The sequence below is a fragment of the Streptomyces sp. NPDC086554 genome, assembly GCF_040686095.1.
Classification (GTDB): Bacteria; Actinomycetota; Actinomycetes; order Streptomycetales; family Streptomycetaceae; genus Streptomyces.
This window is the reverse complement of sequence record NZ_JBFBJK010000051.1, coordinates 1-12,364: the sequence shown is the minus strand read 5'-3', so window position 1 is coordinate 12,364 and position 12,364 is coordinate 1. Positions and strand designations below refer to the sequence as shown.

The following is a 12,364-nucleotide window of genomic DNA, read 5'->3' as shown; positions in this document are numbered from 1 at the left end:
CGGCGATGATCCGGGTCCGCCGTGCGGGGGAGGGGTTCCTCAGGAAAAGCGCCCCTACCCCAGCATCAGCACCGCCTCGTCGATCTCCTCGCCCCGCGCGTGCGCAAAGCCCCGCGCGGCGGCCGTCACCCGGAAGCCGCACTTCTCAAGGACGCGCAGGGAGCCCGCGTTGTCGGCGGCGGCCCGCGCGTAGAGCGGGCGCTCCGGGACCTCCACCAGCAGCTCCCGCAGCGCGGCCGTCGCAAGGCCCCGCCCCCAGTACGCGCGGTCAATCCAGTACGTGACCTCCCGCTCGCCCGGCTCCCCGTACACCGCCGCGTTCCCCACGACGTCCCCGTCCGCGAGGACCGTCCGCACGACGACGTCGGGCGACTCCCGCAGCCCGTTCCAGTGCGCCGCGAAGAGGTCCCATTCCGCAGCCTTGGGCGAGGTGAACGCGGCCACGCGGTTCGCCTCGGGATCGTTCATCTGGCGGAAGAAGACCGGGAGATCGCTGTCGTGCACCGGGCGCAGACTGACATCTGTGTTCACCATGCTCAGAGCCTACGAGTCGCCAGTGTCAGCCGGTCCCGCGCGTCGAACAACGCGTCCTTCACCATCTGTTCGTGCGCGGGCGTGAGCCGCGCCACCGGCACGGAGCAGCTGATCGCGTCCCGCGCGGGCGTGCGGTACGGAATCGCGACGCCGAAGCAGCGAAGCCCCAGCGTGTTCTCCTCGCGGTCCACCGCGAAGCCCTGCTCGCGCACCGTCCGCAGCTCCTCGATCAGCTTCTCGCGGTCGGTGATCGTGTGCTCGGTCAGCGCGGGCAGCGTCTCCGGGAGCATCTTGCGGACCTGCTCGTCGGTGTGCGTGGCGAGCAGCGCCTTGCCCAGGGACGTCGAGTGCGCCGGGAGGCGGCGTCCGACCCGCGTGAAGGGCCGCAGATAGTGCTGCGACTGGCGCGTGGCCAGGTAGACCACGTTCGTGCCGTCGAGGCGCGCCAGGTGGATCGTCTCCGTGGTGTCGTCCGAGAGGCGGTCGAGGGTCGGACGCGCCGCCGCCACCACCTCGTCGCCGTCGATGTACGACGTGCCCACGAGCAGGGCCCGCACCCCGATGCCGTACCGCGTGCCCGTCGCGTCCGTCTCCACCCAGCCGAGCTCGACCAGCGTACGAAGGAGCATGTAGAGGCTGGACTTGGGGTACCCGACGGCTTCCTGGACGGCGGCCAGGGAGTGCATTCCGGGGCGGCCGGCGAAATATTCGAGCAACTCCACCGTCCGCACCGCGGACTTGACCTGCGCCCCGCCAGTCTCGCCAGCCGACATCGCCCTTGACCCCTTAGTTCGACGAGAAATAGTCTCCGAAGTCTCCGCTATTCATCATGGGAGACACTGTTCAGCATATCGAACAGCGCAGGTGAGTGGCAGTACATCTGAGTGCATCTGTGGCAACACATCGGCAACACATCTTGAGGAGCCCGCGGTGGCAGCAGCACCAGTCTGGAGTGTCGACCCCCGAACCGGGAAGCAGCGCGAGCAGGTTGCGGTGGAAGCCACAGCCCAGGAGGTGGACCAGACGGTACGTGCCGCCCTTGCCACCAAGGACGCGCTCGCCGACCGCACCGTACGCGCGGCGTTCCTGCGTACCGCGGCCGAGTTGCTCGACGGGGCCAAGGATCAGCTCGTGGAGGCCGCGGACGCGGAGACCGCGCTCGGCCCGGTCCGACTGACCGGCGAACTCGCCCGCACCTGCTTCCAGTTGCGGGCCTTCGCGGACGTCGTCGACGAGGGCGCCTTCCTGGGCGTCGTCATCGACCACCCCGACAGCAGTGCCACCCCGCCGATCCCGGACCTGCGGCGCTACAAGATCCCGCTCGGTGTCGTGGCCGTCTACTCCGCGTCCAACTTCCCCTTCGCCTTCTCCGTCCCCGGCGGCGACACCGCGAGCGCGCTCGCCGCGGGCTGCCCCGTGGTCGTCAAGGCGCACCCGGACCATCCGGCCACGTCCGAACTGGTCGCGGCGCTCCTTCGGACTGCCGCGAACCGGCACGACATCCCGGAGGGCGTCCTCGGCCTCGTGCACGGCTTCGAGGCGGGCGTGGAACTGGTCCGGCATCCGCTCGTATCGGGCGCCGGGTTCACCGGCTCGATCCGTGGCGGCCGCGCCCTCTTCGACGCGGCGGCGGCCCGTCCCGTGCCGATCCCCTTCCACGGCGAACTCGGCTCCCTCAACCCGGTCGTGGTGACCGAGGCGGCGGCCGCCGAGCGCGCCGAGGAGATCGGCGCCGGGCTCGCGGGCTCGATGACGCTCGGCGTCGGCCAGTTCTGCGTCAAGCCGGGCCTGGTCTTCGCCCCGTCGGGCGCGGGCGGCGACCGGTTCATCAAGTCCCTGACCGAGGCGGTCAGCGACACCGAGGCCGGGGTGCTTCTCGACCACCGGATGCGGGACAACTTCGTGGCGGGGGTGCGGGAGCGCGGCGGACTGCCGGACGTGGACGCGCCGGTGACGCCGGGCGCGGGCAGCGAGCACATGGTGAGCGCGGGGTTCCTGACGGTTCCGGCGGCGCGGCTGGCTTCCGAGGGAGAGCACGATCTGCTTCTGGAGGAGTGCTTCGGGCCGGTGACAGTCGTCGCCCGCTACGAGGACGACGCGGAGATCACCGCGGTCCTGTCCCGCCTGCCGGGCAACCTCACGGCGACCGTGCAGCTCTCCGCGCGGGAGGCGGCCGGTGAGGGGCGCGGGGCGGCGCTGATCGCCGAACTGACGCCGCTGGCCGGGCGCGTGCTGGTCGACGGCTGGCCGACCGGGGTCGCCGTGGCGCCCGCGCAGCACCACGGCGGACCGTACCCGGCGACGACGTCCACCTCGACGTCCGTGGGCGGTACGGCCATCGAGCGCTGGCTGCGTCCGGTCGCGTACCAGAACACTCCGGAGGCGCTGCTGCCCCCCGAGCTGCGGGACGACAACCCGCTGGGGCTGCCGCGCCGCTACGACGGGCGCCTGGAACACTGACGCCCATGGACGTCGACATCCCGCAACTGCCCTTCTCCCTGCGCACGTACGGCCCTGACGGGCACTGGTCGTACGAGGACGGGGTCCTCACCGGCTGGGCCGGAGCCCGGCAGGACCGTTTCGTGCCGCCGACGGGCGAGGCGCTCGACCCCGCGTCGGACGCGCCTCGCCTGCTCGGCGCCCCCGAGCGCGACTTCCAGCTGATCGCCAAGGTCACGGTGGGGTTCGCGGCGGCGTTCGACGCGGGTGCGCTGTACGTGCATGTCGGCGACCGGGAGTGGGCCAAGCTCTGCCTTGAGCGCTCGCCGGACGAGGCGACGGTGTGCACGGTCGTCACCCGTGGCCGCTCCGACGACGCCAACGCGTTCGTGGTGGACGGCAGCAGCGTGTGGCTCCGGGTCAGCCGCACGGGCTCCGCGTTCGCGTTCCACGCCTCACCGGACGGGGAGCGGTGGACGTTCGTCCGGATCTTCTCGCTGGGCGATGAGGAGGCGGCGGGGGCCGCGCTGGTGGGGTTCATGGCGCAGTCCCCTGTCGGGGAGGGGTGCGTGGTGTCGTTCGAGTCCCTCGAGTTCCGCCCGAACTGGCCGGTGGGCCTCAGGGACGGTTCTTAGTCACCCCGCGGGTGGGGTGGCCGCCGCGGGGCTCCGCCCCGGACCCCGGTCCCCCGGCTGTGCGATGCTGCGGCGCCGTCGTGGCTGGTCGCGCAGTTCCCCGCGCCCCTTCGGGGCGCAACCCCAGCGTCGCCAGCCCTGTCACCGCAAGGAGACCCGCCGAAATCAGCAGACTGACCCGCATCCCGGAGACGAAGTCCCCGGCCACCAGGCCCCCGAAAGCCGCGATCCCCAAGCCCCCTGCCACCTGCCGGGCCGAGTTCAGGACCCCCGCCGCAAGCCCCGCCCGCTCCGAAGGCACTGCCTCCATCATCGCGGACGTCAGCGGCGGAACCGTCAGCGCGCAGCCCAGCGCCAACGGCACCATGAGGAACGCCAGGCCGACCGCGGGCGTCGACGCGTCGGCGAAGAGAAGTACCAGAAGCCCAAGTACGGCCAGGGACTGCCCCGCCAGCATCGGGACCCGCGGCCCCACCCGCGCCGCCAGCTTCCCCGCCACCACATTTGTCACCGCGATGAGCCCCGTCATCGGCAGGAACATCAGCCCGGCCCACAGCGCCGAACGCCCCTGTACCTGCTGGAAGAAGAGGCTGAAGACAAAGACGAGACCGTAGAAGGCGACACTGCACGCCGCCCCCGCCGCGACGGTGATCGCTACCGTCCGGTTGCGGAACAGGGCCAGCGGCACCACCGGATGGGGCTGTCGTGTCTCCGTCCGGAGGAAGAGGGCACCCCCGGCCACCGCCACGACCAGGGCGATCAGCCCCGTCGTACCGCCCTCGATCACCGCGAAGGTCAGCGCCGTCAGGGTCACCACCGCCAGCGCCTGCCCCGGCAGGTCCAGCGGCGCGGGCCGTCGCTCCGAGCGCGGTGCCCGCAGCAGCAGCACCAGTGCCACCGCGCCCAGGGGGACGTTGATGAAGAAGATGCCGCTCCAGTCCCACGCCGTGGTCAGCGCGCCGCCCGCGACAGGGCCGAGCGCCACCGCCACCGAACCGCCCGCGGCCCACATCGCCACCGCACGCGTCCGCCCCGCCGCGTCCGAGTACGCCTGACGGACCAGCGAGAGCGAGGCGGGCAGGACCACAGCGGCCGCCATCCCCTGCACCACCCGCGCGCCGATCAGCGCGGGCAGCGAAGGCGCGAGGCCGCACGCGACGGAGGCAGCCGTGAAGACCGTGATGCCGATCGCGTACGCCCGGGTCGCGCCGATCCGGTCCGAGAGGGCACCGGTGGACAGCATCAGCGCGGCGAAGGCGAGGGTGTACGCGTCCACGACCCACTGGAGCCCCGACATGCCGCCGCCGAGCGTGTCGCCGATCGCGGGCAGTGCCACGTTCACGACGGAGGCGTCGAGTGTGATCAGGGCGAAGCCCAGCATGGCGGCGACCAGGGTGAGGACGGGTGACGTCCGGCCCTTGCCGGGTGGTGCGGACCGGGGGTGCGGTCGGGGGTGCGGTTCCGTCAAGTTGCCCGTGTGGCCGGGGGTTTCGGTGAGGGAGTTCGTTGCCATGTCCATGAGTCTGCGGGCGGCGGCGCGGCTACAGTAGTGGCCTGAATGCCATACGTCCGGAGGTTCTGGCCATGCCCCGCTCCCAGGGTGACCACCGTGCCCACCGCGCCCATCGCGTCGTCGTCATCGCCCCCTCACCTGTGTCGATGTTCAATCTCGCGATCCCGGAGATGCTCCTCGGCAAGGTCGAGGTGCCGGGCGGCCCCGGCTACGAGGTGGTCGTCTGCACCCCGCGCCCCGGCGCCATCGCGACCACCGGCGGCCTCAGCCTCCACGTGGAGCACGGGCTCGACGCCGTACATGACGCCGACACGCTCCTCGTCGCGGGCACCGGACACCGCTACGAACCCGACCCGCTGACCGTCGCCGCCGTCCGCGAGGCCGCCGACGCGGGCACCCGCATCGCCTCCATCTGCAGCGGCGCCTTCGTCCTCGCCGAGGCGGGCCTGCTCGACGGGCGCAGCGCCACCACGTACTGGCAGCTGGCGGAGGAGCTGCGCAGCCGCTACCCGGCGCTCGACCTCAAGGGAGACGTCCTCTACGTGGAGGACGGCCAGGTGATGACGTCCTCCGGGTACGCCGCAGGGATCGACCTGTGCCTGCACATCATCCGCAGCGACTACGGGGCGGCGGTGGCCAACGAGGTGGCAAGGGCCGCGCTCGTCGCCCCGGTGCGCCCCGGCGGCCAGACCCAGTTCACCCAGACCCCGCTGCCGCCCGAGCGCGGCAACGCCTGCGCCGACACCCGTGGCTGGGCCATGCGGCGCCTCGACGAGCCGCTCACCCTCACCGACCTGGCCCGGCACGCGGGCGTCAGCGTCCGCACCCTGACCCGGCGCTTCCACGCCGAGAGCGGGGTCAGCCCACTGCAGTGGCTCCTTCACCAGCGCATCGAGCGGGCCAAGGAGCTCCTGGAGACCACGTCGTTCCCCATGGACCGGGTGGCCCAGGCGTGCGGCCTCGGCACGGCCGACTCGCTCCGCGGCCATCTGGTGCGCCGCACGGGGCTCACGCCGAGCGCCTACCGCGCCCAGTTCAGCCGCCTCGGGACGCGCCCCGCCACGCGCCCCGGAACTCAGAAAGCGCGGCGTACGTCTATCGCAGCGTGATCCACTCTGCGCTCCCGACACTCCCCACACCGAAGCAGGCAGCGATGCCGACCGTCATACGTACCGCACTGCCCGCCGACGCCCCCGTGCTCGCCGCCCTGCACGCCCGGGCCCGCGCCACGTACTACCCCGAAGGGCTGCCGGACGAGAGCGCCGGTGTCGACGGGCCCGCGATGTGGCGGGGCGCTGTCGAGCGCCGCGACGGGCATGTGCTGTGCGCGGTCCGGGAGGGGCGCGTCGTGGGCCTCGCGTCCTTCCGTACGCCCGATGGCGACGCGGCGGACACGGTGCGGCTCTTCCAGTTCCACGTCGAGCCCGCCCACTGGCGCGCGGGCGTCGGCGCCGCGCTGCACGCCGCGTGCGTGGAGCAGTGGCGGGCCGACGGCATCCGCGAGGCCTGCTTGGACGTTCACCGCGAGAACCGCCGGGCGCAGTCCTTCTACGCCCGCCACGGCTGGCGGCCCGCCGAGCGCGCGGACGGCGGCGGCACCCATCTGCGGATGCGCCTGGCCGTGTCGGACGCTGCCGGGGAAGCCGGGGAATGAGACACGACGGTCGTACGTTGTTCAACTGACCGGAGGGACCCTCCGCACCACCCGTACGACCTGGAAAGAGCTGCACACATGCGCGTCGAGATCTGGAGCGACATCGCCTGCCCCTGGTGCTACGTGGGCAAGGCCCGCTTCGAGAAGGCGCTCGCCGCCTTCCCGCACCGTGACGACGTCGAGGTGGTGCACCGCTCCTTCGAGCTCGACCCCACGCGCCCCAAGGGCGACAGCGGCCCGGTGATCCCGATGCTCGCCAAGAAGTACGGCATGAGCGAGGAGCAGGCCAGGGACGCCGAGCGGAACCTCGGCGTGAACGCCGCTTCCGAGGGCCTCGACTACCTCACCGAGGGCCGCGACCACGGCAACACCTTCGACATGCACCGCCTGCTGCACTTCGCCAAGGAGCAGGGCAGGCAGGACGAGCTGATCGGGCTCCTGTACCGGGCCAACTTCGCCGATGAGCGGTCCGTCTTCGACGACGACGAGCGGCTCGTGGAGATCGCCGTCGCCGCCGGTCTCGACGCGGACGCCGCCCGCGCCGTTCTCGCCGACTCCGCCCGGTACGCCGAGGACGTGCGCGCCGACGAGCGCGAGGCCGCGGAACTGGGCGCGAACGGCGTGCCCTTCTTCGTCCTCGACCGCAAGTACGGCGTCTCCGGAGCCCAGCCCGCCGACGTCTTCGCGCAGGCCCTTGAGCAGGCGTGGGGCAGCCGCTCGCCGCTGACCACCCTCGCGGACGGCGATGCCTGCGGCCCCGACGGCTGTGCGGTTCCGCAGCCCGGAGCGGATGTCTGACCGGTGACGTTTAAGCACCGCTGACAGGTTCCCCGTACGCATCGGCGATGGACGTGGGCGCGGGCAGGCACGAGAGTTGATCCCATGGGGATCATCAACGGTGCCGACTTCGCGCCCACGTCGACGTATCTGAACACCGCGAGCTGCGGGCTGCTGCCCGGCCGTGCGGTGGCGGCCATCCATGCCCTCGCGGCCGAGAACGGCGCGGGCCGACGCGGCGGATCGGGCGACTTCGAGATCGTGGACGCCGCACGCAGGTCCTTCGCGCGGCTCGTCGGAGTGGACCACGGGCGCGCGGCCTGCGGCGGCTCGGTCGCCGTGCACACCGGTCTGATCGCCGCCTCGCTGCGGCCGGGGGCCGAAGTCCTGTTCCCCGAGGGCGACTTCAGCTCGATCATCAACCCCTTCGTGGTGCGCGGCGACCTCAAGGTGCGGTACGTGCCCCTGGAGGACCTCGCCGACGCGATCGGCCCCGCGACGGACCTCGTCGTGTGGTCCGCCGTGCAGTCGGCCGACGGCCGGATCGCCGATGACGCGGCGGTGCGCGCGGCGGCCGCCGCCCACGGCGCGCGCACCTTCAACGACGCCACACAGGCGGCCGGCTGGCTGCCCTTCGACGCGGGTCTGTACGACTACACCGTCACCGGAGCCTTCAAGTGGCTGCTGTGCCCGCGCGGCACGTCGTTCCTGACGGTGAGCGAGGAGGCCCAGGAGTCCCTCGTCCCGCTGCACGGCGGCTGGCTCGCCTCGGCCGACACCTGGAACTCGACGTACGGCCCGCTCACCGAACTGGCCCCCGACGCACGCCGCTTCGACGAGCCGCCCGCCTTCCTCGCCTACCACGGCGCGGCCGAGTCCCTCGCGTACCTGGAAGAGATCGGCATCGACGCGGTGTACGCGCACGACACGGCGCTCGCGGCCCGCTACCGCGCCGGACTCGTGGCACTGGGCCACGAACCGGTGCCGGGCACGTCGCCCATCGTGTCGGTGCCCGGACTCGCCGACAGGGAGCCCGAGTTGAGCAGCGCCGGGATCATCGCCTCCGCCCGGGCGGGGCTGCTGCGCGCCTCGTTCCACCTGTACAACACGGAGGCGGACGTGGACCGGTTCCTGGACGTGCTGTCCGGCTGAACACTGGCGCGCGGGGCGGCGGCACGCTAGGAAGGCAGGACGGGGCGGCCGCACGAGGCGGTGGTGGACAGTGGCGGAACAGCCTTTCAAGGACACCGAGCTGCACCAACGGCTGGTGTACGGCGACGAGACGGCGCTGGCCGAGGCGTACGACGCGTACGGCGGCCTCGTCCACCGGATCGCGGGCCGCGTCACGCGCAGCCCCGCCGGGGCGGAGGACGTGGCCCAGGAGGTCTTCGCCCACCTGTGGTCGCGGCCCTACGCGTTCGACGCCCGGCGCGGCAGTCTGCGCACCTGGCTCTCCATGCTGGCCCACCGGCGTGCGGTGGACTGGGTACGCGGCGAGGAGCGCCACCGCAAGGCGGCGCACGCCGACGACGCGACGCTGCACACGATCCCGACGCAGGACCCGCCCCCGGAGGACGTGGTCATGGCACGAGAACGCTCCCTGCTGCTGCACTCCGCGCTGGCCCGGCTTCCGCTCCCGCAGCGGCAGGTGGTGCACCTCGCCTACTTCGCGGGCCGCACCTACCGCCAGGCGGCGGTGGAGCTCGGCATCCCCGAGGGCACCGCGAAGACCCGATTACGCACGGCCCTGCGCACCCTGGCCGAAGCCCTCACGGACCCACCCGACCCGGCACTTGCCGACGCTCCAGGCGAAAGAGGCGCGTGATGACCACGGATCACGAAGCCATACGTGAACTCCTCGGCGCCTGGTCCTTCGGCGCGCTCATGCCGGGCGACGAGCGGGTGATCGCCCCGCACCTGGCCGACTGCGAGCTGTGCGCCGCGGAGGCGGCGCGGCTGCGGGCGGCCGTGCGCGACCTGGACGGGCCGCCGCTCCCCGCCGGGCCCGCACCCGCCGGGCGCGCCCTCGCCGGCGCGCTCGGCGCCCGTACGGCGGCTCCGCGGACCGCGGCACACGCCGCGCCGTACGCTGCCGCCGTGGCCGGACTCCAGGCGCTCCTGGGGGAGTTGGACGAGCACGGACCCTGGGGGACTCCGGTCGTACACGACTGGGATGTGCACGACACCGTCGCCCACCTGATCGCCGCCGACGAGTCACTCGCCCGGCGTCTCGGCCTGGAGACGGGCGCGCCCGCGTCGCCGCCCGTGTCCGTGGACGGGACGCCCTGGCGTGCGGTGTGGGCCGCGCGCACGGCCGATGCCCTCTCCCGCGAGCGGCGGCGGGCGCCCGCCGAGACGGTCGCGGACTGGCGGGCGCAGTCCGCCGCGCTGCTCGCGTCCCCGGCGGCGCACGATCCGGAGCTGGCCGGGCGGGCCACCACGCTGATGGGCGTCCGCCTTCCGCTTGCGGATCACTTCCGGGTGCGGGCCTTCGAGACGTGGGTGCACACGGACGACATCGGCCGGGCCCTGGACATCCCTGTCCCGCCGCCGCTCGCCGACCACCTCTGGCAGTTGGTGCGGCTTGCCGTACGCATCCTCGACCGGGCCGTGGGGGCGAGTGCGGAGCCGGTCGCCCTGACGGTGTCGGGGGACGGGCGCGAGGTGGAGTGGGTCCTGGGCAGTCAGGCCGATCCCGTGGCGGCGGAGCTGGTCCTCGACCCGGTGGACTTCTGCCTGCTTGTCGGGGGCCGCAGTGACCCCGCGCAGGTTCCTCGCGGGGTCGCGGGCGACGAGGCGGCCGCCGGCCGCCTCCTGAACCGAGCCTCCGCCCTGTCCTGGCTGTGAGCCCTGGGGCTGGGGCTTGCCCCGCCGCCCTGCTGCATCGGGACCCGGCATCGGGGCTGTGCCCACCTGTTCCGCCCTGCGGAACGCCTGCCCACAGCAAAGACGGCCGGATGGGTGCCGCTACACCCCGCCCGTCGCCGCCGCCGCAGCCCTGCGGGCCTCCACCGGGCAGTCCGCCGTTTCTGTGCAGAGGTTTGCTTCCACTCGGCCCAAGAGGCGGGTCAGCTCTGCGCGGTCCTTCTCGTCGAGCCCCGCGAGCGTGTGCTCCTCCAGGTCGCCCCAGGCGAGTTCCACCTCCCGCAGCAGTCCGCAGCTCGCGTCCGTGGCCTCGACCAGTACCGCACGCCGGTCGTCGGGGTCCGGCCGCCGCAGGACATGCCCCGCCTGCTCGAGGCGCTGCAGCATCTTGGTGACGGTCGACGGGTCCAGGTCGAGTGCCTTGATGAGCGCGGACTGCCGCACGGCCCCCGCATCCCACAGGTACATCATCACGAACTCCTGGCCGGGATAGAGCCCGACCCCCTTCAGCACCTTGCCCGCGGCGATCCGGTGCAGCCGGGCGACTCGGCTCACGGTGTGACTCACGGGCCCACGGCGCGCGGCGGTGGGCAGGCGCTCGGCGTCGGTACAGGGGGGCTCGACCTCGGCGGTCATCGCAACTCCAGGTCGCTCGATGGTCGGAACAGTCTCCCTCACATATTAACTTGGTCGGCCAAGGAATACGTTATGGTGGCTCCCGGTTGGATTACTTGGCCGACCAACATAAACGTATCCCAATGCCTGGGGGCACCTGATGACCACCGCGTTCGACTCCATCGACCTGTCCGGCACCCCGCTCAGCAACCGCATCGCCATGGCCCCGATGACCCGAAGCCGCGCGGGCGACGGCGCCACCGCGACGGAGCTCACCGCCGAGTACTACGCGCAGCGCGCCTCGGCCGGCCTGATCATCACCGAGGGCATCCAGCCGTCCGTGGTCGGCCAGGGCTACCCGGACACCCCGGGCCTGCACTCCGCCGAGCAGATCGCCTCCTGGCGCAAGGTCACGGAAGCCGTACACGCCAAGGGCGGCAAGATCTTCGCCCAGATCATGCACACGGGCCGCATCGGCCACCCCGTACTGCTCCCCGACGGCCTGGTGAACGTGGCCCCCTCGGCGATCCCCGCCAAGGGCCAGGTCTACACGGCCGACGGCCCCAAGGACTTCGTCACGCCGCGCGAGCTGACCGGTGAAGAGGTCCGCGCCACCATCGCCGACTTCGCGGCCGCGGCCCGCAACGCGATCGACGCGGGCTTCGACGGGGTCGAACTGCACGGCGCCAACGGCTACTTGATCCACCAGTTCCTGGCGCCGGGCTCCAACCAGCGCACCGACGAGTGGGGCGGAACGCCGGAGAACCGCATCCGTTTCGCGGTCGAGACGGCCAAGGTGGTCGCCGCGGAGATCGGCGCCGCGCGCACCGGCATCCGCCTCTCGCCGGGCAACCCCTTCAACGACATCTCCGAGCCTCAGGACGATCTTGAGGCGACGTACACCGCCCTCGTGAAGGAGCTCGACGCGCTGAACCTCGCGTATCTGCACGTCATGGAGGTGGGCCCGGTCCGCGACCTGGTCTCCGCCCTGCGCGGCGGCTTCGGCGGCACCTTCGTCCTGAACCCCTCCACCGAGGGCCCCACGGGACCCGACGCGCTGGCCCTGATCGAGGACGGCACCGCGGACGTCGTCTCCTTCGGCGCGCTGTTCCTCGCCAACCCCGACCTGCCGGCCCGCCTCAAGGCCGAGGGCCCGTACAACACCCCTGACACGGCCACGTTCTACGGCGGCACGGAGAAGGGCTACACGGACTACCCGGCGCTGTAAGCGAGGGCACGACGCGAGGCGGGGCCCCCCCCGCCGGTGGCGGGGCGCCGCAACCAAAATTTTTTGGGGGTTTAATAAACAGAGGGAAGTGACCCGGCCCCCAG

The 12,364-nt window shown here is 72.4% G+C and carries 13 protein-coding genes; 9 read left to right on the top strand and 4 right to left on the bottom strand.

Annotation, left to right across the window (positions count from 1 at the left end; all coding sequences use genetic code 11):
- Positions 1-54: 54 nt before the first annotated feature.
- On the bottom strand, positions 55-534 hold the full coding sequence (locus AB0O76_RS43200) for a GNAT family N-acetyltransferase (protein ID WP_365503225.1): 480 nt from the start codon (positions 532-534) through the stop codon (positions 55-57).
- Positions 535-536: 2 nt separating this feature from the next.
- Positions 537-1,307, bottom strand: coding sequence for an IclR family transcriptional regulator (locus AB0O76_RS43195; RefSeq protein WP_160504308.1), 771 nt, complete (start codon positions 1,305-1,307; stop codon positions 537-539).
- Between the two features lie 157 nt (positions 1,308-1,464).
- Here AB0O76_RS43195 and AB0O76_RS43190 point away from each other — a divergent pair, with 157 nt between their 5' ends.
- Positions 1,465-2,994: an aldehyde dehydrogenase (NADP(+)) gene (locus AB0O76_RS43190; protein ID WP_365503221.1), complete on the top strand. Its 1,530-nt coding sequence runs from the start codon at positions 1,465-1,467 to the stop codon at positions 2,992-2,994.
- A gap of 5 nt (positions 2,995-2,999) precedes the next feature.
- On the top strand, positions 3,000-3,608 hold the full coding sequence (locus AB0O76_RS43185; RefSeq protein ID WP_365503218.1) for a DUF1349 domain-containing protein: 609 nt from the start codon (positions 3,000-3,002) through the stop codon (positions 3,606-3,608).
- On the opposite strand, the gene AB0O76_RS43180 is transcribed toward AB0O76_RS43185, so the two are convergent.
- The gene (locus tag AB0O76_RS43180) at positions 3,592-5,121 is read right to left on the bottom strand and encodes an MFS transporter (protein ID WP_365503215.1); all 1,530 of its coding nucleotides are present in this window, start codon (positions 5,119-5,121) and stop codon (positions 3,592-3,594) included. The two genes, AB0O76_RS43185 and AB0O76_RS43180, sit on opposite strands and share 17 nt — an antisense overlap.
- Before the next feature lie 146 nt (positions 5,122-5,267).
- On the opposite strand from AB0O76_RS43180, the gene AB0O76_RS43175 reads away from it, so the two are divergent.
- The 6 genes from AB0O76_RS43175 (at position 5,268) to AB0O76_RS43150 (ending at position 10,399) form a co-directional block, all read left to right on the top strand.
- A complete protein-coding gene (locus tag AB0O76_RS43175; protein WP_365503267.1) occupies positions 5,268-6,230 on the top strand; it encodes a helix-turn-helix domain-containing protein in 963 nt (320 codons plus the stop codon).
- A gap of 44 nt (positions 6,231-6,274) precedes the next feature.
- A complete protein-coding gene (locus AB0O76_RS43170) occupies positions 6,275-6,775 on the top strand; it encodes a GNAT family N-acetyltransferase (protein WP_365503212.1) in 501 nt (166 codons plus the stop codon).
- Between the two features lie 78 nt (positions 6,776-6,853).
- Positions 6,854-7,573 (top strand): DsbA family oxidoreductase, encoded by a 720-nt coding sequence (locus AB0O76_RS43165; RefSeq protein ID WP_365503209.1) that lies wholly within the window; start codon positions 6,854-6,856, stop codon positions 7,571-7,573.
- Positions 7,574-7,657: 84 nt separating this feature from the next.
- Entirely contained in the window at positions 7,658-8,704 is a 1,047-nt protein-coding gene (locus tag AB0O76_RS43160; RefSeq protein WP_365503206.1) for an aminotransferase class V-fold PLP-dependent enzyme, read from the top strand.
- A 70-nt stretch (positions 8,705-8,774) separates the two neighbouring features.
- Positions 8,775-9,377, top strand: a complete 603-nt coding sequence (locus AB0O76_RS43155; RefSeq protein ID WP_365503203.1) for a sigma-70 family RNA polymerase sigma factor — start codon at positions 8,775-8,777, stop codon at positions 9,375-9,377.
- The gene (locus tag AB0O76_RS43150; protein ID WP_365503200.1) at positions 9,377-10,399 is read left to right on the top strand and encodes a maleylpyruvate isomerase family mycothiol-dependent enzyme; all 1,023 of its coding nucleotides are present in this window, start codon (positions 9,377-9,379) and stop codon (positions 10,397-10,399) included. The genes AB0O76_RS43155 and AB0O76_RS43150 overlap by 1 nt, the downstream gene beginning before the upstream one ends.
- Positions 10,400-10,519: 120 nt before the next feature.
- On the opposite strand, the gene AB0O76_RS43145 is transcribed toward AB0O76_RS43150, so the two are convergent.
- A complete protein-coding gene (locus AB0O76_RS43145) occupies positions 10,520-11,053 on the bottom strand; it encodes a MarR family winged helix-turn-helix transcriptional regulator (protein ID WP_365503197.1) in 534 nt (177 codons plus the stop codon).
- 139 nt (positions 11,054-11,192) lie between these two features.
- On the opposite strand from AB0O76_RS43145, the gene AB0O76_RS43140 reads away from it, so the two are divergent.
- Entirely contained in the window at positions 11,193-12,260 is a 1,068-nt protein-coding gene (locus tag AB0O76_RS43140; protein WP_365503194.1) for an alkene reductase, read from the top strand.
- The last annotated feature ends 104 nt before the right edge of the window (positions 12,261-12,364 follow it).

Excerpts from the sequence above, each read along its gene's own strand:
- AB0O76_RS43200 (WP_365503225.1), bottom strand. The coding sequence starts at position 534 with ATGGTGAACACAGATGTCAGTCTGCGCCCGGTGCACGACAGCGATCTC.
- AB0O76_RS43195 (WP_160504308.1), bottom strand. The coding sequence starts at position 1,307 with ATGTCGGCTGGCGAGACTGGCGGGGCGCAGGTCAAGTCCGCGGTGCGG.
- AB0O76_RS43185 (WP_365503218.1), top strand. The coding sequence starts at position 3,000 with ATGGACGTCGACATCCCGCAACTGCCCTTCTCCCTGCGCACGTACGGC.
- AB0O76_RS43180 (WP_365503215.1), bottom strand. The coding sequence starts at position 5,121 with ATGGCAACGAACTCCCTCACCGAAACCCCCGGCCACACGGGCAACTTG.
- AB0O76_RS43175 (WP_365503267.1), top strand. The coding sequence starts at position 5,268 with ATGTTCAATCTCGCGATCCCGGAGATGCTCCTCGGCAAGGTCGAGGTG.
- AB0O76_RS43170 (WP_365503212.1), top strand. The coding sequence starts at position 6,275 with ATGCCGACCGTCATACGTACCGCACTGCCCGCCGACGCCCCCGTGCTC.
- AB0O76_RS43165 (WP_365503209.1), top strand. The coding sequence starts at position 6,854 with ATGCGCGTCGAGATCTGGAGCGACATCGCCTGCCCCTGGTGCTACGTG.
- AB0O76_RS43160 (WP_365503206.1), top strand. The coding sequence starts at position 7,658 with ATGGGGATCATCAACGGTGCCGACTTCGCGCCCACGTCGACGTATCTG.
- AB0O76_RS43150 (WP_365503200.1), top strand. The coding sequence starts at position 9,377 with ATGACCACGGATCACGAAGCCATACGTGAACTCCTCGGCGCCTGGTCC.
- AB0O76_RS43145 (WP_365503197.1), bottom strand. The coding sequence starts at position 11,053 with ATGACCGCCGAGGTCGAGCCCCCCTGTACCGACGCCGAGCGCCTGCCC.
- AB0O76_RS43140 (WP_365503194.1), top strand. The coding sequence starts at position 11,193 with ATGACCACCGCGTTCGACTCCATCGACCTGTCCGGCACCCCGCTCAGC.